Origin of the sequence: Micrococcus sp. Mcc89, assembly GCF_024519795.1 — a bacterium.
GTDB classification, from domain to species: Bacteria; Actinomycetota; Actinomycetes; order Actinomycetales; family Micrococcaceae; genus Micrococcus; species Micrococcus luteus.
This window is the reverse complement of the sequence record NZ_JALJRI010000078.1, coordinates 37,270-58,498: the sequence shown is the minus strand read 5'-3', so window position 1 is coordinate 58,498 and position 21,229 is coordinate 37,270. Positions and strand designations below refer to the sequence as shown.

Below are 21,229 nucleotides of genomic sequence, written 5' to 3'. Positions count from 1 at the left end.
AGGGGCCGGGTCTGGATCGGCTCAGAACGCGCCGTACACCCGGGCGGTGTTCTCGCTCACCGCGCGGGCGAGGGCCGCCACGTCGTCTCCGCGCGTCTCCGCCATGCCCCGCAGTGTGACCGGGACCAGGTAGGGCGCGTTGGGGCGACCCCGATGCGGATGCGGCGTGAGGAAGGGCGCGTCCGTCTCCACGAGCAGCAACTCGGCCGGGGCGATCCGCAGCGCCCCACGCAGCTCGTCGTTGGCCTTGAAGGTGACGGGCCCGGCGAAGGACATGAGCCAGCCGTGCTCGGCGCACGTGCGGGCCAGATCGGGCCCGCCGGAGAAGCAGTGGAACACCACGTGCGGGGGCAGCCCGCCCTCGGCCGCCTCCTCGAGCAGGATCCGGACGACGTCGTCGTGCGCGTCCCGATCGTGGATCTGCAGGGCCGTGCCGAGTTCGCGGGCGAGTCGGATGTGCCGGCGGAAGGACTCCTGCTGCGCGGCGTGGCCGGTCTCGTCCTGCGTCCGGAAGTAGTCGAGGCCCGTCTCGCCGACGGCGCGCACGCGGGGGTGGCGGGCGAGCTCCGCGATCTGCGCGAACGCCTCCTCGAACTCGCCGCGCTCGGCCAGGCGGGCCGCGTCGTTGGGGTGCAGCGCCACGGCGCCGAGCAGGCGGGGCTCGGCCTCGATCGCCGCGATCGTGAACCGGGCCGAGGCGACGTCGCAGCCCACCTGGACCGCGCCGGTCACGCCCACGGCCTCCGCCGCGTCCATCGCCTGGTGGACGTCCACGCGGACCAGGCCGTCGCGGAAGTCGAGGTGCGTGTGGTTGTCCACGACGGGCACCGGCAGCGGCTCCGGTGCGGGCGGGTACTCGAGGCGCCGCCGACGTCCCGACTTCTCCTCGTGGGCGTCCCGGCGCGGGCCGCCGTCGTCGTCCGGCTGCGGGGCGGGGGCACGGTAGGCGAGGGGGGTCTCGGATGCGTGGGCCATGCCGTCCACTCTAGGGAGCCGAACCCGGCCCCCCCGACACGCCTCGGGGGCGGTATCGGGTGGTATCCGACGTGGATACCACCCGATACCGCCCCCGGAGGGCACGGATCGGCGGAGAGGTCAGGCCTTCGTGGCCGCCCACGGGTCGGCGATGCCGATGTACTGCACCGAGGTGTACTCCTCGATGCCCTCGGCGCCGCCCTCGCGGCCCAGGCCCGACTGCTTCACGCCGCCGAACGGCGCGGCCGGGTTGGAGATGACGCCCACGTTGTAGCCCATGAGGCCGAACTCGATGCTCTCGGCCACGCGGTACATCCGGGCCTGATCCTTCGTGAACACGTAGGAGGCGAGGCCGTACTCGGTGTCGTTGGCCATCTCGATGGCCTCCTCCTCGGAGGAGAAGGTCACGATCGGGGCCACGGGGCCGAAGATCTCCTGCTGGAGGATCGGGTTGCCCTTCTCCACCTTGATCGCGGTCGGCGCGTAGAAGTAGCCGTCGCCCTCGATCTTGTGGCCGCCGGTGAGCACCTCGCCGCCGGCCGCCACGGCGTCCTGGACGAGCTGGTCGATGTCGTCGCGCGCGCCCTCGTCCACGATCGGGCCGAGGGTGGACTCCGGGTCGGTGCCGCGCAGGGGCTTGAGCGCCTCGAGCTTGGCCACGAACTTCTGCGTGAACTCCTCGGCCACGTCTTCGTGCACGAGGAAGCGGTTGGCGGCGGTGCAGGCCTCGCCCATGTTGCGCATCTTCGCGGCGAAAGCGCCCTCGACGGCGGCGTCCAGGTCCGCGTCCTCGAAGACGATGAGCGGGGCGTTGCCGCCGAGCTCCATGGAGGTGCGCAGCACGTTGTCCGCGGCGTCCTTCATGAGGCGCACACCGACCGGCGTGGAGCCGGTGAAGGACACCTTGCGCAGGCGCCGGTCCTGCAGGATCGGGCTGGAGATCGACGAGGCGGAGGAGCCCGCCACGACGTTGAGCACGCCCTTGGGCAGGCCGGCCTCCTGCATCACCTGCGCGAACAGCTGGGTGGTCAGCGGGGTCAGCTTGGCGGCCTTGAGGACCATGGTGCAGCCAGCGGCGACGGCGGGGCCCACCTTGCGGGTGGCCATGGCCAGCGGGAAGTTCCACGGGGTGATCAGCAGGCACGGGCCCACCGGGCGGTGGTGCACCTGCATGCGCAGCGTGCCCTCGGGCACGGTCAGGGTGCGGCCGTAGTGGCGGCCGGCCTCCTCCGAGAACCAGCGCAGGAAGCCGTTGCCGTACGTGACCTCGCCGCGGGCCTCGGCGAGCGGCTTGCCCATCTCGAGGGTCATCAGCAGCGCGAAGTCCTCGGCGCGCTCGTTGATCAGATCGTAGGCGCGGCGCAGGATGTCGGCGCGCTCCTTGGCCGGGGTCCGGGCCCAGTCGGCCTGCGCGGCGCAGGCGGCGTCGAAGGCGGCCATGGCGTCGTCGGAGTTCGCGTCCTGCAGGCTCGCGATGACCTTGCCGGTGGCCGGGTCCTTCACGTCGAAGGTCTTGCCGGAGGAGGCATCTCGCCACTCGCCGTCGATCAGCAGGCCGGTGGGGACGGACTCCAGCAGCGCCTTCTCGCGCTCAGCGGTCACGGTCATGATGCACCTCTTTCGGGGTCGGTGGTCGGAGGCGGCACGCCCCGCGTCCCTCAGGGGAACGGGTGGACGGGCACGGGTATTCCGACGCCGTCCGGCGGCGGTCGGCAGCGGCTCCACGGCTGATCCTAGCCAGGCCCCGGGGCCGCGCCATCGCGCATGATCATCTGTGTAGCCGGGGACGTGTCAGCCCCGGGCCGCGAGCACCGCCTGGTAGAGCTCCCGGCTGCGCATCCCGTGGGCTCCGGCCACCGCGGCCACGGCCTCCTTGAGCCGGGTGCCGGACTCCACCAGCACCGCCACCTCGGCGACGGCGTCCGCCTCGGACGCCTCGCCCTCGGCGCCGGGGGCGGCCGGCCCGATCACCAGCACGATCTCCCCGCGGATCCCCTCCCCTGCGTGCCGCTCCGCAGCCCAGGCATGCACCTCGGCCGCGGTGCCGCGCACCACCTCCTCGTGCAGCTTGGTGAGCTCGCGGGCCACGCACACCGGCCGCTCCGCACCGAGGACCTCCACGACGACGGCCAGCGCGCCCGCCAGACGCTGCGGCGACTCGAAGGCGACCACCGTGCGGGCCTCGGTCAGCAGGGAGGTGAGCCATCGCCGTCGGTCCCCGTCCTTGCGGGGGACGAAGCCGTCGAAGGCGAACCGGTCCGTCGGCAGGCCGGAGAGGGCGAGCGCGGTGGTCACGGCGGAGGGGCCGGGCGCGCAGGTCACGGGCAGCCCTGCGGACACCGCGGCCGCCACGAGCCGGTACCCCGGGTCCGAGACCGTGGGCATGCCCGCGTCCGAGACCACCGCCACCGTGGCACCGCCCCGCACCTGGTCCAGCAGCCCCTGGGTGGAGGCCGCCTCGTTGTGCTCGTGATGGGCCACCACCCTGCCCGTCGGGGTGACGCCCAGTCCGGCGCACAGGCGCCGCGCGGTCCGGGTGTCCTCGGCGGCGATCACGTCCGCCTCCGCCAGCAGCTCACGCAGGCGCGCGGACGCGTCCCCGAGGTGGCCGATGGGGGTGGCGGCCAGGACGATGCGGCCGGACGGGGACGGCAGATCAGTCGGTCTCGGGGTCATATGTCAAGATCGTAGAGGCACCGCCCCGAGCCCGCCCGGGCCCACGCCTCTCCGAAAGGTCAGGACCATGCCCGTCGAGCCCCGCATCTGCATCACGTCCGGTGGCGACGAGATCCGCCTGCGCTCCTACGTCAACCACGCGATCTACGCTCGAGAGCACGGGCTGGACTACCGGCTCGAGACGGGCATCGACCCGCATATCGTCACCAAGTTCGACTACAAGATCGCCATCCTCCGCCGGTTGCTCCCGCGTTATGACTGGCTCGTGTGGATGGACGACGATGCCTTCTTCACCGACTTCGAGTCGGACAACCTGCGACGCCTGATCTCCGAGGCCGAGCGTGACGGCATCAGCCTGGTCATCGCCGAAGGGCCCACAGAGCCGAACGGGTTCTGGTCACGCATCAACACCGGGGTCATGCTGCTCCGGAACGACGAGACGGCGCGCACGATCGTGGAGTCGACCTCGACAGCGGACCTGGCCACGGTCCGGGCCTGGTGGGACGACGATCGCGACGGTCTCTTCACCCACGGCGACCAGGACCAGATGTGGTGGGCCATCCAGACGGGCGGGCACGCCGAGCGCGTCCGGATCGTCGGCCACCGAGAGCTGAACTCGCGCGGGCACTACTACGAGGGCTCCCTGACGGACGCGTTCGTCATGCACTTCACGGGTTATCCGGACAAGGAACTCGGCATCGCCCGCTTCGCCGACCGCTTCGACATCGGACAGGAGATCGTCCCTGAGCCGCTCCTGGACAAGTATCACGTCAGAGTGCGCAGCCCCCTGAGGGGCGCCCGCCGTGCCTGGCGGGAACGCTCGGTGGACACGCTGGCAGCGGTCAAGTACCGGCTCCGCCCCCACAAGGGCCGGATCCTGCGAGTCGCAGGATTCCTTCCACCCGCCGTGCGCCGCCGGTGGCCGCTCGGCCACGCCTGAGAGCAGGCCGCACGTCGAGGAGGCCTGCTCCACCCGTCCCCCTAGCATGGAGCCCGTGCCCGCCACCGCCCTCGCCTCCCGCCCCGCCGCCGTCGCGGTCGACGACGGCCCCTTCGGCGTCGCCGCCCTGCGCGCCCGCCTCGGGGTGAGCGCGGCGCCCCTGACGCGGTGGCACTGGATCCTGCCGCTGCTGGTCACGGCGATCGCCGGCGTCCTGCGGTTCACGAACCTGGCCCACCCGGACCAGCTGATCTTCGACGAGACCTACTACCCCAAGGACGCCTACTCCCTCCTGGAGTCCGGCTACGAGCGGCGGTGGGACGAGGACGTCAACGACGCGTTCGCGCGCGGCGAGGCGGAGCCGCTCGAGGGGGCCGCCTACGTGGTGCACCCGCCGCTGGGCAAGTGGCTGATCGGCCTGGGCATGCTCGCGTTCGGCCCGGACAACGGGGTGGGCTGGCGGTTCAGCGCCGCGGTGGCCGGCACGCTGTCCGTCCTGCTGGTCGCCCTCGCCACGCAGCACCTGCTGCGCTCGGTGTCCCTGGGCGCGGTCGCCGGGCTGCTGCTGGCCGTGGAGGGCCACCACCTGGTGATGTCCCGCATCGGGCTGCTGGACATCTTCCTCTCGTTCTTCGTGCTCGCGGCCTTCGCCGCGCTGCTGGCCGACCGCGTCCACGGGCGGCGGCTGCTCGCGGCGCGGCTCGCCCACGACGTCGCCCGGTTAGGACGCGACGCCCTGGCCAGCGGGCCGTGGCTCGGCTGGCGCCCGTGGCGACTGCTGGCGGGCGTGCTGCTGGGCGCCGGCTGCGCCGTGAAGCTCTCCGGGCTGGCGTTCATGGCGGCCTTCGGCCTGCTCACGGTCCTGTGGGACATGTCCGCGCGCCGGACCGCCGGGGTGCGGCATTGGGCGTGGGCCGGCGTCGAGAAGGACGGCCTGTACGCGTTCGTGGCCGTGGTGGGCGGCGGCCTGGTCGCCTACCTGGCCTCGTGGACCGGCTGGTTCGTCACGGAGGGCGGCTACTACCGGGACTGGCACCGGGACAACCCGCCGGAGGGCCTGCTCGCCGGGCTGGTCCCCGGTCCGCTGCGCTCCCTGTGGCACTACCACGTGGAGTCCACGACCTTCCACCAGGGCCTCACCAGCCCCCACGACTACGCCGCCAACCCGTGGACCTGGCCGTTCATGGGCCGGCCCGTGAGCTACTACTACGAGGGTGCAGAGCCCGGCGAGGGGATCTGCCCGGCGGACGCCGCGGGCGCGTGCTCGTCGGCCATCACGGACATCGCCAACCCGTTCGTGTGGTGGACGGGCCTGGCCGCCGTCCTCGTGTGCGTGTGGCTGCTGGTGCGCCACCGGGACTGGCGGGCCGGCGCCCTGCTCGGCGCCTACGCGGCCGGGCAGCTGGTGTGGTTCCTGTGGCCCGAGCGGACCATGTTCTTCTTCTACACGATCGCCTACGAGCCCTTCCTCGTGATGATGATCGCCCTGGCGCTCTCGCTGCTGCTCCGGCCGGGCCGCCGACCCGGGCCCCGCTGGGGCTCGGCCCTGGTGCTGGCGTACGTGACGATCGCCGTCGCCGTGTCCCTGTTCTTCCTGCCCGTCTGGATCGGCGACGTGATCCCGTACGACCAGTGGCGCTGGCGGATGTGGTTCAGCAGCTGGATCTGACGGTCGCGTCCCGGGCGCGGGCGTGCCCGACCGCGCGCCGCACGCCCGGAATGGATACCCTCGGACCGTGCAGAACCAGAGCCCCGTCCATGAGTCCGCCACCGAGCTCGTCGGCATGCCGCCGGCGGACTCCAACATCACGGACCTGATCGTCACCTCCTGTGCCGACCGGCCGGACGCCCCCGTGTACGCCGTGCGCAACGGCGCGGGCGGCTGGGTGGACGTCCACTTCACCGCGTTCCTCACCCAGGTGCGCGCCGTGGCGGCCGGCCTCATCGCCCGCGGCGTCCAGCCCGGGGACCGGGTGGGCCTGTTCTCCCCCACCTCCTACGCGTGGGCCGTCCTCGACCAGGCCGTGTGGTTCGCCGGCGCCGTCTCCGTGCCGATCTACGAGACCTCCTCGGCCCACCAGGTGGAGCACATCGTCACGGATTCGGGCCTGCGGGTGGTCGCCGTCGGCAGCGAGGAGCTCGGCGAGCGCGTCGCCGAGGCCGCCGGGCACGCGGGCGTGGACGTGGCGACGTTCCCGCTGACGGACGCCGGACTGGCGGAGCTGGCCGAGGCCGGCGCGTTCGTGGCGGACGACGCCGTCGAGCACGCCCGCTCCCTGGCGACCCTCGCCAGCCCCGCCTCGATCGTCTACACCTCCGGCACCACCGGCCGCCCGAAGGGCGCCGTGATCACGCACGGCAACTTCGTGGGCGCGGCCATCAACGTGCTGCACTTCGCGCGCGAGGTGGTCCAGTGGTCCCCGGAGACGACAACGTCGCGCACCCTGCTCTTCCTCCCGCTGGCCCACGTGCTCGCCCACGCCGTCCAGGTCATCTGCCTGTACGCCCGCATCCAGGTGGCCCACTCCGGTTCCCCGGCCACGCTGCTCGGCGACCTCGCCTCCTTCCACCCCACGTGGCTGCTGGCCGTGCCGCGCGTGTTCGAGAAGGTCGAGGCCGGCATCGAGGCCAAGGCCCAGAAGAGCGGCACCGGGCCGATCTACGCGGCCGCCAAGCGCACCGCCATCGAGTGGTCCACGGCCGTGGACGAGGCCGAGTTCGGGGACGGCCCCGGGCCTTCGGCCCTGCTGCGCGCCCGGCGCGCGCTGTTCGACCGGCTGGTCTACCGCAAGATCCGGGAGGCCCTCGGCGGCGAGGTGATCTCGTGCGTGTCCGGCGCGTCCGCCCTCTCCCCGGAGCTGGTGCACTTCTTCCGCGGCGCCGGCATTCCGATCGTGGAGGGCTACGGCCTCACGGAGACCACCGCGCCGGCCACCGTGAACATCCCCGGCGCGCACCGCGTGGGCACCGTGGGCCTGCCCGTGGCCGGGGTGACGGTGAAGATCGCCGAGGACGGCGAGATCCTCATCCGCGGCCCCGTGGTGTTCGACGGCTACCACGGCATGCCGAAGGCGTCGGCGGAGGCGATGGAGGACGACTTCTTCCGCACCGGGGACATCGGTGCGCTGGACGAGCACGGCTTCCTGCGGATCACCGGCCGCAAGAAGGACGTGATCATCACCGCCGGCGGCAAGAACGTGTACCCCACGCCCATGGAGGAGGCGCTGCGCCAGCACCGGCTCATCGAGCACGTCGTGGTGGTCGGGGAGAACCGCCCGTTCGTGGGCGCCCTCATCACCCTGGACACCGAGGCCTTCACCCAGTGGGCCCTGGACCGCGAGCTCAGCCTCACGCCGGCCGAGGCCGCGACGGACCCCACCGTGCTGGCCTCGATCCAGGAGGCGGTGGACCAGGTCAACGCGGGCGTCTCCCGCGCCGAGTCCATCCGCCGCTTCCGCATCCTGGACCACCCGTTCACCGAGGACTCCGGGCACGTCACCCAGTCCCAGAAGCTCAAGCGGGCCCAGGTGATCGAGGACCACGCCGAGGACGTCGAGGCCCTCTACCGCCGCTGACCCCGCCCCCGGACGACGACGGGCCGGGAGGACGCCTCGTCCTCCCGGCCCGTTCCCGGTGTCGTCCGGCGGCGGTCAGCGCACCACGGCGTCGTCCTCCCGAGCCCAGCGCAGGCGGGTGCGCAGCAGCTGCTCGCGGCGGTCCGCGCTCAGCTCACGACGGCGGCGCGTGGGCCACGTGAGCACGAGCGTCACGAGGGACGCCAGCAGGGTCACCAGCCCGACCACCACGGCCGCGTCCACCCAGAACTGCTCGGGGTAGAGGCGGATGAGGGCGTCCCGCACGGAGAACGTCCACGTGCCGTCCGCGAAGAACAGCGAGTGGAACCCGGCGAAGAACGTCTCCCAGCCCAGCACCGCCAGGACCGCCAGCGCGATCACCGCGAGCGGCAGCCACACGGCGCCGGCGAACAGGGCGCGGCGCACCCCGCCGGGGCTGGTGCGCAGCAGGGACGCGATGAGCAGGGCGCACACCACCACGAGCACCACGAGCGCCGCGGCGGCGATCCACAGCACGGTCTTCACATCCGTCATGTGGTCGACCTCGACCTCGGTGAACAGCGGCGCGCCCTGGTGCGTGAGGCTGCTGAGGTACCGCGGGCCGGCCAGGTTGGTCACGTAGTCCAGCCCGGCGGAGCCGTAGTGCATGCGGTCGGCGAGGGTGAAGCCGAACCGGTCCGCGGGGAACCCGGGCCGGTGGTACTCCAGCCACAGGAACACCGGGCTCGCCACGAGGCGGACGGCGGCCAGCAGCAGGGCGAGCGGGGCGAGGATCGCCAGCAGCACCTGCGCCAGGCGCGGGCCCGCCTTGGGCAGGCGCGCGCGCTCCTCCGGCGTGGGCCCCTGCAGGGCCGCCGCCTGCGCCACGGGGGCGGCGGTGCCGTCCTCGGGGTAGCGGTCGACCGGGGCGGCTGTGCTCGACCCCGCCGGGCGGGCCCCGACGGCGGCGCTCAGCGGGCCGAGCTCGTCGGCGCCGGGCAACGGCCGCCGGTCGCCCTCGGGCACGGCCCGGGAGGCGACGATGTCGCGGTCGGCGTCCGCGACCGGGCGGCCGGCGTCGCGTCGGTCCGCGGCCGCCGCGTCCCCGCCGCGCAGCGCGGCGAGGTCCTCGGGGCTGAGCGCCGAGGTGTGCTGGGCGCCGCCGTCGTCGTCCCGGCCCATGGCGGGCAGCGCCTGGGTGCGGTTCGGATCGTCGGCGGCGTCGTCCTCGACGAACGCGCCGTAGTCCAGCCCGGATTCGAAGTCCTCCGCCCCCGCGCGCTCGTCGCGCCCGCGGCCGGCCTGATGGGAAGCCATGCTCGTGCCTCTCTCGAGTGGGTCCGTCCGCCCGCGGGCGCCGGGGATCAGTAGCGGTAGTGGTCGGCCTTGTAGGGGCCGGCCACGTCCACGCCGAGGTACTCGGCCTGGGCCTTGGTCAGCTCGGTCAGCCCGACGCCGAGGGCGTCCAGGTGCAGGCGGGCGACCTTCTCGTCGAGCACCTTGGGCAGCGTGTAGACGCGCTTCTCGTAGTGCTCGCCGGTCAGGGCGCCGGTGCCCGTGGAGCCGCCGAAGAGCTCGATCTGCGCCATCACCTGGTTGGTGAAGGACGCGCTCATCACGAACGAGGGGTGGCCGGTGGCGTTGCCGAGGTTCAGCAGGCGGCCCTCGGAGAGCACGATGATGCTGCGCTCGGCCTCCGTGCCGCCGTCCAGGGTCCACTCGTGGACCTGCGGCTTGATCTCGGTCTTCACGACGCCGGGGATGCGGGCCAGGCCGGCCATGTCGATCTCGTTGTCGAAGTGGCCCACGTTGCCCACGATGGCCTTGTCCTTCATGGCGGCCATGTGCTCGGCCATGATGATGTCCTTGCCGCCGGTCGTGGTGACGAAGATGTCGCCCTCGCCCACCACGTCCTCGAGGCGGGCCACCTGGTAGCCGTCCATCGCGGCCTGCAGCGCGCAGATCGGGTCGATCTCCGTGACGATCACGCGGGCGCCCTGGCCGCGCAGGGCCTCGGCGGCGCCCTTGCCGACGTCGCCGTAGCCGCAGACCACGGCGACCTTGCCGCCGATCAGCACGTCCGTGGCGCGCATGATGCCGTCCGGCAGGGAGTGGCGGATGCCGTACTTGTTGTCGAACTTGGACTTGGTCACGGCGTCGTTCACGTTGATCGCCGGGAAGAGCAGACGGCCCTCCTGCGCCAGCTGGTAGAGGCGCAGCACGCCCGTGGTGGTCTCCTCGGAGACGCCGCGCAGGGTGCCGGCGGTGCGGGTCCAGTGCTGCGGGTCGCGGGCCAGCGAGCGGCGCAGCGTCTCGAGGATGATCCGGTACTCCTCGGGATCGTCCTCGGTGGCGCTGGGCACGGCGCCCGCGGCCTCGAACTCGACGCCCTTGTGCACCAGCAGGGTGGCGTCGCCGCCGTCGTCCAGGATCATGTTGGGGCCGAGCTCCGGATCCTCGTCCGCGCCCGGCCAGGTGAGGATCTGCGAGGCGGTCCACCAGTAGTCCTCGAGGGACTCGTTCTTCCAGGCGAACACCGGCACGCCCTGCGGGTCCTCGGGGGTGCCCGAGCCCACGACGACGGCGGCCGCGGCCTCGTCCTGCGTGGAGAAGATGTTGCAGGAGGCCCACCGGACCTCGGCGCCGAGGGCGATGAGGGTCTCGATGAGCACGGCGGTCTGCACGGTCATGTGCAGGGAGCCGGCGATGCGGGCGCCCTTCAGCGGCTGGGCCTCCCCGTACTCCTCGCGCAGGGACATCAGCCCCGGCATCTCGTGCTCGGCCAGGCGGATCTGGTGGCGGCCCGCCTCGGCCAGGGACAGGTCCCGGACCGTGAAGTCGAACGAGGCACCGGGCACGGTGGTGCGGTTGGCGAAGGCCGGGTCGACGTCGGGGGTGCGGAACTCTGCGGAGGTCTCAGTCATGCCCTCCAGCCTAGCGAGGCCCCGGACGGCACGAGACGCGCCGCGTCAGTCCCCGTCACGTACCACGCGCAGCCCGGGGCGGGCCGGCGGGACGGCCATGGGCCGGGTGGGGACCGTGCGCACGCCGCCGTCCGCGTCGACGGCCTCGTAGTGCTCGGGCAGCTCCAGCCGCAGCACCTCCCAACCGCGCGGGGCCGTGGTGCGCCGAGCGTGCTCGCCGCAGAGGTCGTACGTGTGCGGCTCCGCCCGGCGCGACAGGGGCCCGATGACCACCTGCGAGTCCGCGTAGTTGTACGTCAGCGTGGCCAGGGCAGGGCTCTGGCATCCGGTCTTGCTGCAGCGTCGCATGGGTCCCACGCCCGCCACCCTACTCGGCGGACGGCCCGGAGCGGTGGCCTACCATGGCGCGCATGACCGCGTCCGCCTCCTCCGATCCCCTCGACCCCCTGCCGTTCCGGGCGGGCGACGCCGCGGGGGCGGAGCCGGGCGTCGAGGGCGGCCTGGCCGAGGCCGGCGTCTCCTCCCCCGCGGGGCGCGGCGGCCGGGACCGCCGTGGCCGAGGGCTGCGGCATCCGCGCCCGTTCGGTGCGCGCTCGGAGCGGGGCCGGGGCGAGGTGCTGCTGACCGCCGTCGAGAAGGCGGTGGACCGGCTGGGCTCCCTGGACGCGCCCGGGCTGCGGCACGTGACCGCGCGGGTGGAGCGCATCCCGGACCGGCTCGACGAGCGGCTGCGCGAGCTGCACGCCGGCCGGGAACGGGATGAGGAGGCGCTGTTCGCGCGGGCCGAGCGGCAGGGCCGGGACGGGGTGCTGATCACCCTGTTCGAGCGGCCGCTGCGGGACGCGGCCGACCCGGCCGACCTCGAGGGGGCCGTCTACGGGGTGGCGCTGAGCCGTTGCGCCGAGGCGCTGGGCGTGGACCCGCAGGTGCTCGACCCCAGCTGGGGCCGCGGCTGAGCCCGGACCGGGCGGTCCGCGCCGGGCACCGCGCCCGACGGACGGGCGCCGCGCGTCAGGCGCGGGCGCGGCGCAGGCGGCGACGCTCGCGCTCGGAGAGCCCGCCCCAGATGCCGAAGCGCTCGTCGTTCGCCATGGCGTACTCCAGGCACGCGTCCTTGACGGTGCAGGCCTCGCACACACGCTTGGCGTCCCGCGTGGAGCCGCCCTTCTCCGGGAAGAACGCCTCGGGGTCCGTCTGCGCGCACAGGGCGTCCGCCTGCCAGGCCAGCTCGCCCTCGACGGGCTCGGTGGTCACGCCCGGGATGGCGGCCCAGTCGGCGGAGACGGGCACGGCCTCGACCGGACGCGCGTCACCGGGGAAGAGGGCGGTGACGGTGGCGGCCGGGGTGCCGGTCTCGCCGTCGAGGTCGTGGGCGGTGAGGAAGGCGGTCGCCTGATCCTCGAGGCTCGCGCCGGGGACGCCGGCCTGCGGGTCGGCGGGGTCGAGGAACCAGTCGCTGGGGACGCTCCGCGGACGAGGCGCCGGCGCGGGATCGGCGCGGTGCGCGTCCTCGACTCGCTGGGTCTGCTCCATGTGTGACGCCTCTTCCCGGGATCGACGTGGCAGTGTGGGCCGGGTGACCATGCGGTCCGCGCGGGTGCCGGGCACGCCGGCGGGCCCCTCCTGGCGGGACCGTTGGCCCGGGTTCATTACATCGGTGTGATTCATGCCGAGTCAAACCGAGCGGGTGCCACACTGGGCCCATGGTCTCCCTCTCTGCACCCCGGTCCACCGGCCCCCTCGTGCTCCGCCTCGCCTCCTCCCCGCGGCCCGCGCTCGTCCAGGAGCCGGGGGCCCCGGACGAGCCCGGCGCGGTGGACCAGCGCATCGAGCTCTCGGGCCGGGTGGCCGTGAACTGGGCCGCCAAGTTCGCGGGCCTGCTCGGCGACGACGGCGTGGGGGCGGGCGACGCCGTCGCCCTGGACCTGCCCGTCCACTGGCTCTCCCACGCCCTCGCCCTCGGCGTGCTCTGCGCCGAGGCCGAGCCCGCCCTCGAGGGCGACTCCCCCGCCGCCGTCCTCACGGACCGGCCCGAGGCGTGGCCGGACCCGTCCGTGACCGTGTTCGCCGTCGCCCTGCCGCGCGGCCTCGAGCCCGAGTTCGACGGCCCGGCCGCCGATCCGGCCGTCGTGGACGTGGCCGCCGAGATCCGCGCCCAGCCGGATGCCCTGCCCGGCCCCGTGGATCACGTGCGGCCCGCGTCGATCCCGGCCGGGGCCGACGTCGCCCCGGACGACGACGGCCCGCGCCCCCGCCTGACGTGGGCGGGAGTGCGGGCCGCGCTGGAGGCGTGGGACGCGGGCCGGGCGGTGACCGTGCGCCCCTGACGGGGCGGCGGGGTCAGGCCGGGACGCTCAGACCCCAGCGTCGGGGGCGCGGTGCCGGCCGTGCGGAGGCAGCTGGTCCTCGCGCAGCACGGGCATCTGACCGGTGATGATCGCGAGGTCGTTGGCGAAGCCGGGCTCCACGTCCAGCTCCTCCTTAAACACCCAGAACCGGTAGGCGAAGTAGCGGAACACGGTGCCGAAGAACAGGCCGATCACGTTGCCGGCGATGAACAGGCCGGTCGGGTCGGTCACGCCCATCAGGTACTGCGCGATCGCCACGCAGCCGGCCTGGATGCCCAGCCCGATCGCGTTCATGATCAGGAACATCACGAGCTCGCGCGTCTTGTTCGAGGAGCGCTTGTCCCGGAACGTCCAGTAGCGGTTGGCCACCCAGCTGAACAGGGTGGCAACGACGCCGCCCACGATCTTGGCCTTGACGTTGGACCCCTCGAGCGGGCCGGTCATCATCCACCAGAAGACGAGCGAGTCCACCACGAACGCGGCCGCACCGACGGTGCCGAACTTGGCCACCTCCCGCCACAGCAGGGAGACCATCCCGGTCAGGCGGCCCCAGAGATCGGACAGCATGGGCGTGGACTCCTCGGTTCGGGACGGGGGTGTGCACGCGGGCCGGACCCGCGCAGGGCTGGGGAACACTGTAGCCGCGCCCCCGGCGCGAGACCTCCCCGGATCCGGCATCGGCCGCCCCTCCGTGACGGAGTCCTCAGCCGGTCCGACTACCCTGTGCGGGTGACTTCCCCTCGACTCGGTGTGATCGGTGGCGGGCAGCTGGCCCGCATGATGGCGGGCGCCGCCGCGGAGCTCGGCGTGCCCTTCCGCGTGCTCGCGGAGGCCCCGGACGCGTCAGCGGCCCAGGTCGCCCCCCACGTGGTCGGCGACCACGCGGACCTGGCGGACCTGCGCGCGTTCGCGGCCACGGTGGACGTGGTCACCTTCGACCACGAGCACGTGCCCACCGAGCACCTGCGGGCCCTGCAGGAGGCCGGCGTCGCCGTGCGCCCCGGCCCCGAGGCGCTGCAGCACGCGCAGGACAAGCTGGTCATGCGCGCCGCCGTCGAGCGGCTGGGCCTGCCGAACCCGGCGTGGGCGCCGGTCGACGACCTCGAGGCCGTCCTCGCCTTCGGCGACGAGCACGGCTGGCCCATGATCCTCAAGACCGCCCGCGGCGGCTACGACGGCAAGGGCGTGCTCAAGCTCGACGACGCCGACGACGCCCGCGCCTCCGCCGCGGACGGCACCCTGGCCGCGTGGCTCGGCGCCGGCATCGCCCCGCTGCTGGCCGAGGCCCTCGTCCCCTTCTCCCGTGAGCTCTCCGCGCAGGTGGCGCGCACCCCCTCCGGTGAGGTGGCCGTCTACCCCGTCGTCGACTCGGTCCAGGTGGCCGGCGTGTGCGACCTCGTGGTCGCCCCGGCCCAGGACCTCGACCCGGCCGTCGCCGCGGCCGCGACCGCCGCGGCCGTCCGCCTCGCCGAGGAGCTGGACGTCACCGGCATGCTCGCGGTCGAGCTGTTCGAGACGCCGGGGGTCGGCCCGGGCTTCCAGGTGAACGAGCTGGCCATGCGCCCCCACAACTCCGGCCACTGGTCCATGGACGGCGCCGTCACCGGTCAGTTCGAGCAGCACGTCCGCGCCGTGCTCGACCTGCCGCTGGGCGAGACGGCCTCCCGCGGGGTCGGCGTCGTGATGAAGAACGTCCTCGGCGGCGCCCGCGAGGACCTGCACGCCGGCAGCGTCGCGGCCCTCGCCGCCCACCCGCAGGCCAAGGTCCACCTCTACGGCAAGGACGTGCGCCCGGGCCGCAAGGTCGGTCACGTCAACGTCGTCGCGGACCACGGCCTCAGCCTCGAGGAGGCCGTGCGGACCGCCGAGTCCGCCGCCGCACTGCTGCGCGACGACGCCCCCACCACCGGCACCGAGACGGAGGCCCGCCCATGACCGCCACGCCCCAGACCCCCGCCCAGCCCCTGCAGGACGACGCCCCGGTCGTCTCCGTCGTGATGGGCTCCGACTCCGACTGGCCCGTGATGAGCGCGGCCGCCGAGGCCCTGCGCGAGCTCGACGTGCCCGTCGAGGTCGGCGTGGTCTCCGCGCACCGCATGCCCCACGAGATGGTGGAGTTCGGCGCCCGCGCGCACGAGCGCGGCATCCGCGTGATCGTGGCCGGCGCGGGCGGCGCGGCCCATCTGCCCGGGATGCTCGCCGCCGTCACCCCCCTGCCCGTGATCGGCGTGCCCGTGAAGCTCAAGAGCCTGGACGGGATGGACTCCCTGCTCTCGATCGTCCAGATGCCCGCCGGTGTGCCGGTGGCCACCGTCTCCATCGACGGCGCCCGCAACGCCGGCCTGCTGGCCGCCCGCATCCTCGCCTCGGCCGACACCGCGGAGGGCGACCGCCTGCGCGCCGCCCTCGCCGAGCACGCCGACGAGCTCAACGCCCAGGCCCGGGCCAAGGGGGCCCGCCTGCGCGAGCGGATGGCCGCCGACCGCTGATGTCGCCCGCCACCGGATCCGTGCCCGCCGGTCACGCGCAGCCCGACCCGCTCCGGGATCCACGCGTCGCCTCCCCCACCGAGCGCACCCGCCGGGCGCTGATCCTCACCGCCCTGACCCTGCTGGTCCCCGGCGGCGCCCAGCTCGTCGCCGGCAGCCGCCGGCTCGGTCGCGTGGCGCTGCGGGCCACCGTCACCGTGTGGGCCGTGCTGATCCTCGGGCTGCTGTGGTGGCTGGTCTCCCGCGCGAGCCTGATCTCGCTGATGGCCCGGGACGGCGTGCTGCTCGGGCTGGCGGTGGTCCTGGCGGCGTTGGCGGTGGGCTGGGCGGTGCTGTGGGTGGACACGTTCCGGCTGATCCGGCTGCACCTGCTCGCCCCCGGCGCGCGGAAGATCACGGCGACGGTCACCGCGCTCGCCCTCGTGCTCACCAGCGGCGCCCTGCTCTACGGCGGCTGGGCCGCGAACACGAGCCGCGGGGCGCTCGGCGAGGTCTTCCAGGAGGGGCCGGCCGTCCCGGAGGCCGAGGGCCGCTACAACATCCTGGTCCTGGGCGCGGACGCCGGCGAGGGTCGGCAGGGGCTGCGCCCGGACTCCATGCACGTGGTCTCCGTGGACGCCCGCACCGGCGCCATCGTGATGTTCTCCCTGCCCCGCAACCTCCAGGACGCGCCGTTCGTCGAGGGCTCCCCGCTGTGGGACGTGTACCCGAACGGCTTCGACTGCGGCGACGAGTGCATCCTCAACGCCCTCTACACGGACGTGGAGGAGCATCACGCAGACCTCTACCCGGACGCCGAACACCCCGGCGCCGAGGCCATGAAGGACGCCGCCGGCGGCATCCTCGGACTGGACGTCTCCGGCTACGCCCTCATGGACATGGGCGGCTTCGCCCAGCTGATCGACGCCATGGGCGGGGTGGACGTCGTCAGCGGCGGCTATGTGGTGCACCGCGGCGTCCGACCCGACGGCGCCTGGGGCAACATCTGGTGGGAGCCGGGCACCCACCACTTCAACGGCGACGACGCGCTCGCCTTCGCCCGCTCCCGGCACTGGTCCACCGACTACGCCCGCATCCGCCGGCAGCAGTGCATGCAGGCGGCGATGCTGGAGCAGTTCAGCCCCGCCACCGTGCTCACCCGCTTCGAGGGGATCCTCGCGGCGGGCCAGCAGATCGTGACCACCGACCTGCCGCAGTCCCAGCTCGGCACGTTCGCGGACCTCGCCGAGCGCTCGCGCGGCCAGAAGATGCGGCGGCTGACCATCGGCCCGCCCGACTTCGGCGACACGGGCACCCACTTCACCACCTACCCCGACTACGACCTCGTCCACCGCCGCGTGGACGAGATGCTGGCCGACGATTCCCCGACCGCCGGATCGGAGCCGACCGGGGTCTCGGCGACGCCGCTGCTCACCGTGCTGGCCGTCGTCGCGCAGGAGACGCAGACCCCCGACGTCGACGAGGACGACCCGGCCACGTGGCCGGCCCCGCCGACCCGCTCCGACGGCGAGCCCTTCACCGCCGAGGACCTGATGACGGCCGAGGACCTGGGCCAGGAGGACGTGCTGAACCACGCGTCCTCGACGAACGGGCTGTGCGTCCCCGCCCCGTGAGGCGCGGCGCGCGGGCCGACGGGCTGACCTAGGCTGGGCGCATGCACGTCCTGAAGCCCGTGATCCGTGACTACGCCTGGGGCTCCCCCACGCTCCTCGCCGACCTGCAGGGACGCGAGCCCACCGGCCGCCCCGAGGCCGAGCTGTGGCTGGGCGACCATCCGGGCGCCCCGTGCGTCGCCGTCGTGGCGGACGGCGCCCACATCGGCCTGGACGAGGTGGTGGCCGCGGACCCGGAGCGCTGCCTCGGACCCGCCGCGCCGGAGGGCCGGCTGCCCTTCCTCATGAAGCTGCTCGCCGCGGGCGCCCCGCTGTCCATCCAGGCGCACCCCACCCTGGAGCAGGCCCGCGCGGGCTTCGCCGCGGAGGAGGCCGCCGGCGTGCCGGTCGACGCCCCGGAGCGCAACTACAAGGACGCGAACCACAAGCCGGAGATGCTGCTCGCGCTGACCCCCTTCTCGGCGATGTGCGGCTTCCGCTCCCCCGAGGTCTCCTCGGACAGCTTCGAGGCCCTGGCCCGCGCCCTCACCGAGCGGGCGGACGGGGACACGTCCGCCGTCGCCGTCGCCGCCGCCTGGATCAGCCAGGCCCTCGCCGCCGGCGACCTCGAGGACGCGTTCACCTCGATCCTCGACCCCGACTCCGTGTGGGGCTCCCCCGGCGCCGTCGCGCAGGTCGTGGACGTGCTGCGGGCCGCGCCGGACCTGGCCGAGCGCGACCCCTCGCTGGCCACGGCCCTCGAGGTCGCCCAGCACCACCCGGACGACCCCGGCGTGGTGGTGGCCATCCTGCTCAACCGCGTGGACCTGGCCCCGGGTCAGGCCATCCATCTGCCCGCCGGCAACGTGCACGCGTATCTGCACGGGCTGGGCGTGGAGGTCATGGCGGCCTCGGACAACGTGCTGCGCGGCGGGCTCACCCCGAAGCACGTGGACGTGCCCGAGCTGCGCCGCGTGGTCACCTTCGAGGCGCTGCCGGTGCCCTCCACCGAGCCCGAGCGCGTGGCGGACTCCGTGGTGGCCTTCCGCCCGCCGTTCGAGGAGTTCGAGCTGCTCCAGGCCACCCTCGAGGACGACGCCGTCCACGGGCTCGACGTGCACGGGCCCGGGATCGCGGTGGTCACCCGCGGCACGGCGAGCCTGGCCCTGGCAGGCCAGGAGATCGAGCTGGGCCCGGGCGAGGCCGTGTTCCTGCCCGCAGCGGAGACGGCGTCCGGCCCGCTGGCCGTCCGCGCCGCGGCCGGCGCCCCGGCGACGGTGCACGTGGCCGGCCTGCCGCGGGGCTGAGCCCGGCAGACCGGCCCGCGGGCTCAGCGGGCGTCGCGGTCCCCCAGCCACTTGGACCACTTCTTCACGTCGTGCTCGGCGTCCACGGTGCGGACCGTGCCGGACGACGAGCGCATCACGATGGACTGCGTGTGCACGCGGCCGTCGGCGAAGCGCACACCGCGCAGCAGGTCGCCGTCGGTGATGCCGGTGGCCGCGAAGTAGCAGTGGTCGGAGGTGACCAGCTCGTTCGTGGTCAGCACCGCGTCGAGGTCGAGGCCGGCGTCGAGGGCCTTCTGCTTCTCGGCGTCGTCGGTGGGGGCCAGGCGACCCTGGATGATGCCGCCGGTGGCCTTGATCGCGCACGCGGTGACGATGCCCTCGGGGGTGCCGCCGATGCCCATCATCATGTCCACGCCGGTGTCCGGGCGGGCGGCGGCGATGGCGCCGGCGACGTCGCCGTCCAGGATGAACTTCACGCGGGCGCCGGCCTGGCGGATCTCCTTGACCAGGCCCTCGTGGCGGGGGCGGTCCAGCACGCACACGGTCACCTGCGAGACGGGCTTGTCCAGGGCCTTGGCCACGAGGTTCACGTTCTGCTTCACCGGCAGGCGCATGTCCACGAAGTCGGCGGCCTCGGGGCCCACCACGAGCTTGTCCATGTAGAACACGGCCGACGGGTCGAACATGGTGCCGCGCTCGGCCACCGCGAAGACGGAGAGCGCGTTGTTGTAGCCCATGGCGGTCAGGCGGGTGCCGTCGATCGGGTCCACGGCCACGTCCACGGCGGCGCCGGAGCCGTCGCCGACCTGCTCGCCGTTGAACAGCATGGGGGCCTCGTCCTTCTCGCCCTCGCCGATCACCACGGTGCCGTCCATGGCCACGGTGTCCATGAACGCGCGCATCGCGTCCACCGCGGCGCCGTCCGCCTTGTTCTTGTCCCCGTAACCCACCCAGGGGCTCGCGGCGATGGACGCCGCCTCGGTCACCCGCACCAACTCCATGGCCAGGTTGCGGTCCGGGACGTGATTCTCGTAGCCGGTCTTCTCCGAGGACGCGCTGGTCATCGCTGCTCCGATCCTTGCTCGCGGCGCTCCGTCCGCACGGGACGGGGCGTGAGGGCGGCTCTGCCCCGGTCCTCATCCTACGGGGGCGGTCTCCCGCGGGTGGCACAATGCTGACCGTGAGCTCCGCCGACCCCCACTCCCCCGCCCCCCGCCCCGTCCTGACCGCCAAGCAGGCGCAGCGGGCCCGGCAGCCGTGGATGGCCATGGTGCTCTCCCTGGTGGCTCTGCTGGCGATCGTGGCCGTGGTCCTCCTGCTCAACCCGGAGCCGCCGCAGCGGCCCCGCGAGGACCGCGTCGACGTCGCCGCCGAGGCCGCCACGGTCCCCCACGACGACGGCGACCTGCCGGCCCTGGCGCCCGAGGTGCCGGAGTCCTGGTACGCCAACTACGCCCGCCTGCAGAAGCTGGACGGCGTCTCCACGTGGGACGTCGGCTGGGTGGTCACGGACACGGTGTTCGCGGGCCTGCAGCAGGCCGAGGACGTCGACCCCACCTGGGTGAGCCTGCGGGTGGACCAGGTCCCGACGTCGGAGACGATCGAGATCGACGGGATCGCGTGGGACCTCCACGCCGATCCGAAGAAGCCGGAGCGACGGCTCGTGGCGGAGGTGGACGGCAGCACCGTGGTGCTGACCACCACCGGCGACCACGCCGTCCTCGAAGACCTGGCGCACGGCGTCGCGAAGGAGACACGATGACCCCCCACACCCGCCCCGAGACGACGCCGGCCCCCGACGTCGTCGTCCCCACCTCCGACCTGACCCCCGCGGAGGCGTGGGAGGTCCTCGTCGAGGGCAACCGCCGCTTCGTGGCGGGCGAGCCGAGCCACCCGAACCAGAACGCCGAGCGCCGCAGCGGGCTGACGGCCGGCCAGGCCCCCGTCGCCGTGATCTTCGGCTGCGCCGACTCGCGCCTGGCGGCCGAGATCATCTTCGACCTGGGCCTCGGCGACGTGTTCGTGGTGCGCACGGCCGGCCACGTGATCGACGACGCCGTGCTGGGCTCCATCGAGTACGGCGTGGACGTGCTGGAGATCCCGCTCGTCATCGTCCTGGGCCACAACTCGTGCGGCGCCGTCACGGCGACGGTCGAGTCCTACATCTCCGGCACCATGCCGCGCGGCTTCGTGCGCCCCCTCGTGGAGCGCATCATCCCGTCCGTGCTGGCCGGGCGCCGCCGCGGTCTGGAGGAGGTCGACGAGTTCGTGGCCGAGCACGTGGACCAGACCTGCGACCACCTCATGGAGACCTCGCAGTCCGTCCGCGCGGCCGTCGAGTCGGGGCGCACCGCCGTCGTCGGGCTCACCTACTCGCTGTCCGAGGGCACCGCGCGGCCGGGCCGCGTGCACGGCGACCTGGCGGTCTGACGACGACGGGCG

General features: G+C 73.7%; 20 protein-coding genes. 11 read left to right on the top strand and 9 right to left on the bottom strand.

From position 1 onward, the window contains the following. Positions 1-21 precede the first annotated feature (21 nt). From NR072_RS07990 to rsmI, 3 genes are all read right to left on the bottom strand, one after another. A complete protein-coding gene (locus NR072_RS07990; RefSeq protein ID WP_256836778.1) occupies positions 22-975 on the bottom strand; it encodes a TatD family hydrolase in 954 nt (317 codons plus the stop codon). Positions 976-1,095: 120 nt separating this feature from the next. Beyond that, positions 1,096-2,583, bottom strand: a complete 1,488-nt coding sequence (locus tag NR072_RS07985) for an NAD-dependent succinate-semialdehyde dehydrogenase (protein ID WP_036316357.1) — start codon at positions 2,581-2,583, stop codon at positions 1,096-1,098. A gap of 183 nt (positions 2,584-2,766) precedes the next feature. After that, positions 2,767-3,651 carry a 16S rRNA (cytidine(1402)-2'-O)-methyltransferase gene (rsmI, locus tag NR072_RS07980; RefSeq protein ID WP_256836774.1) on the bottom strand — a complete coding sequence of 295 codons (885 nt, stop codon included), beginning with the start codon at positions 3,649-3,651 and terminating at the stop codon, positions 2,767-2,769. Between the two features lie 67 nt (positions 3,652-3,718). On the opposite strand from rsmI, the gene NR072_RS07975 reads away from it, so the two are divergent. From NR072_RS07975 to NR072_RS07965, 3 genes are all read left to right on the top strand, one after another. Continuing rightward, on the top strand, positions 3,719-4,591 hold the full coding sequence (locus NR072_RS07975) for a hypothetical protein (RefSeq protein WP_256836773.1): 873 nt from the start codon (positions 3,719-3,721) through the stop codon (positions 4,589-4,591). A gap of 55 nt (positions 4,592-4,646) precedes the next feature. Then, positions 4,647-6,260, top strand: coding sequence for a dolichyl-phosphate-mannose--protein mannosyltransferase (locus NR072_RS07970; RefSeq protein WP_373021542.1), 1,614 nt, complete (start codon positions 4,647-4,649; stop codon positions 6,258-6,260). 67 nt (positions 6,261-6,327) lie between these two features. Then, complete coding sequence (locus tag NR072_RS07965; protein WP_113914001.1) at positions 6,328-8,166, top strand: long-chain fatty acid--CoA ligase; 1,839 nt, start codon at positions 6,328-6,330, stop codon at positions 8,164-8,166. A gap of 75 nt (positions 8,167-8,241) precedes the next feature. On the opposite strand, the gene NR072_RS07960 is transcribed toward NR072_RS07965, so the two are convergent. Genes NR072_RS07960 through NR072_RS07950 form a run of 3 tightly spaced genes read right to left on the bottom strand, consistent with a single transcriptional unit; the run spans position 8,242 to position 11,417 of the window. After that, entirely contained in the window at positions 8,242-9,462 is a 1,221-nt protein-coding gene (locus tag NR072_RS07960) for a TIGR01906 family membrane protein (RefSeq protein WP_036384952.1), read from the bottom strand. A 47-nt stretch (positions 9,463-9,509) separates the two neighbouring features. Then, positions 9,510-11,069: an adenosylhomocysteinase gene (gene ahcY / locus NR072_RS07955; protein WP_230260086.1), complete on the bottom strand. Its 1,560-nt coding sequence runs from the start codon at positions 11,067-11,069 to the stop codon at positions 9,510-9,512. Between the two features lie 45 nt (positions 11,070-11,114). Next, positions 11,115-11,417, bottom strand: coding sequence for a DUF3499 family protein (locus NR072_RS07950; protein ID WP_020628239.1), 303 nt, complete (start codon positions 11,415-11,417; stop codon positions 11,115-11,117). A gap of 62 nt (positions 11,418-11,479) precedes the next feature. Here NR072_RS07950 and NR072_RS07945 point away from each other — a divergent pair, with 62 nt between their 5' ends. After that, positions 11,480-12,025 (top strand): hypothetical protein, encoded by a 546-nt coding sequence (locus tag NR072_RS07945; RefSeq protein WP_256836771.1) that lies wholly within the window; start codon positions 11,480-11,482, stop codon positions 12,023-12,025. A 55-nt stretch (positions 12,026-12,080) separates the two neighbouring features. Here NR072_RS07945 and NR072_RS07940 read toward each other — a convergent pair whose 3' ends face one another. Then, a complete protein-coding gene (locus NR072_RS07940; RefSeq protein WP_148408474.1) occupies positions 12,081-12,602 on the bottom strand; it encodes a WhiB family transcriptional regulator in 522 nt (173 codons plus the stop codon). 170 nt (positions 12,603-12,772) lie between these two features. On the opposite strand from NR072_RS07940, the gene NR072_RS07935 reads away from it, so the two are divergent. Beyond that, entirely contained in the window at positions 12,773-13,396 is a 624-nt protein-coding gene (locus tag NR072_RS07935; protein ID WP_256836770.1) for a hypothetical protein, read from the top strand. A gap of 27 nt (positions 13,397-13,423) precedes the next feature. Here the strand turns inward: NR072_RS07935 and NR072_RS07930 are convergent, their stop codons facing one another. Further along, a complete protein-coding gene (locus NR072_RS07930) occupies positions 13,424-13,984 on the bottom strand; it encodes a GtrA family protein (RefSeq protein ID WP_256836769.1) in 561 nt (186 codons plus the stop codon). Positions 13,985-14,146: 162 nt separating this feature from the next. Between NR072_RS07930 and NR072_RS07925 the strand changes: the two genes are divergently transcribed. From NR072_RS07925 to manA, 4 genes are read left to right on the top strand one after another with little or no spacing between them, the layout of a single operon-like run. After that, positions 14,147-15,352, top strand: a complete 1,206-nt coding sequence (locus tag NR072_RS07925) for a 5-(carboxyamino)imidazole ribonucleotide synthase (RefSeq protein ID WP_256836768.1) — start codon at positions 14,147-14,149, stop codon at positions 15,350-15,352. Further along, on the top strand, positions 15,349-15,906 hold the full coding sequence (purE, locus tag NR072_RS07920; RefSeq protein WP_002854497.1) for a 5-(carboxyamino)imidazole ribonucleotide mutase: 558 nt from the start codon (positions 15,349-15,351) through the stop codon (positions 15,904-15,906). The genes NR072_RS07925 and purE overlap by 4 nt, the downstream gene beginning before the upstream one ends. Before the next feature lie 20 nt (positions 15,907-15,926). Next, entirely contained in the window at positions 15,927-17,519 is a 1,593-nt protein-coding gene (locus tag NR072_RS07915) for an LCP family protein (RefSeq protein WP_256836767.1), read from the top strand. A gap of 41 nt (positions 17,520-17,560) precedes the next feature. Beyond that, positions 17,561-18,805, top strand: coding sequence for a mannose-6-phosphate isomerase, class I (gene manA, locus NR072_RS07910; RefSeq protein WP_256836766.1), 1,245 nt, complete (start codon positions 17,561-17,563; stop codon positions 18,803-18,805). A gap of 23 nt (positions 18,806-18,828) precedes the next feature. On the opposite strand, the gene glpX is transcribed toward manA, so the two are convergent. After that, on the bottom strand, positions 18,829-19,851 hold the full coding sequence (glpX, locus tag NR072_RS07905; protein WP_020624637.1) for a class II fructose-bisphosphatase: 1,023 nt from the start codon (positions 19,849-19,851) through the stop codon (positions 18,829-18,831). A gap of 107 nt (positions 19,852-19,958) precedes the next feature. On the opposite strand from glpX, the gene NR072_RS07900 reads away from it, so the two are divergent. Then, positions 19,959-20,549 carry a DUF4245 domain-containing protein gene (locus tag NR072_RS07900; protein ID WP_256836764.1) on the top strand — a complete coding sequence of 197 codons (591 nt, stop codon included), beginning with the start codon at positions 19,959-19,961 and terminating at the stop codon, positions 20,547-20,549. Next, a complete protein-coding gene (locus tag NR072_RS07895; protein ID WP_236252094.1) occupies positions 20,546-21,217 on the top strand; it encodes a carbonic anhydrase in 672 nt (223 codons plus the stop codon). Before NR072_RS07900 ends, NR072_RS07895 begins: the two co-directional genes overlap by 4 nt. The last annotated feature ends 12 nt before the right edge of the window (positions 21,218-21,229 follow it).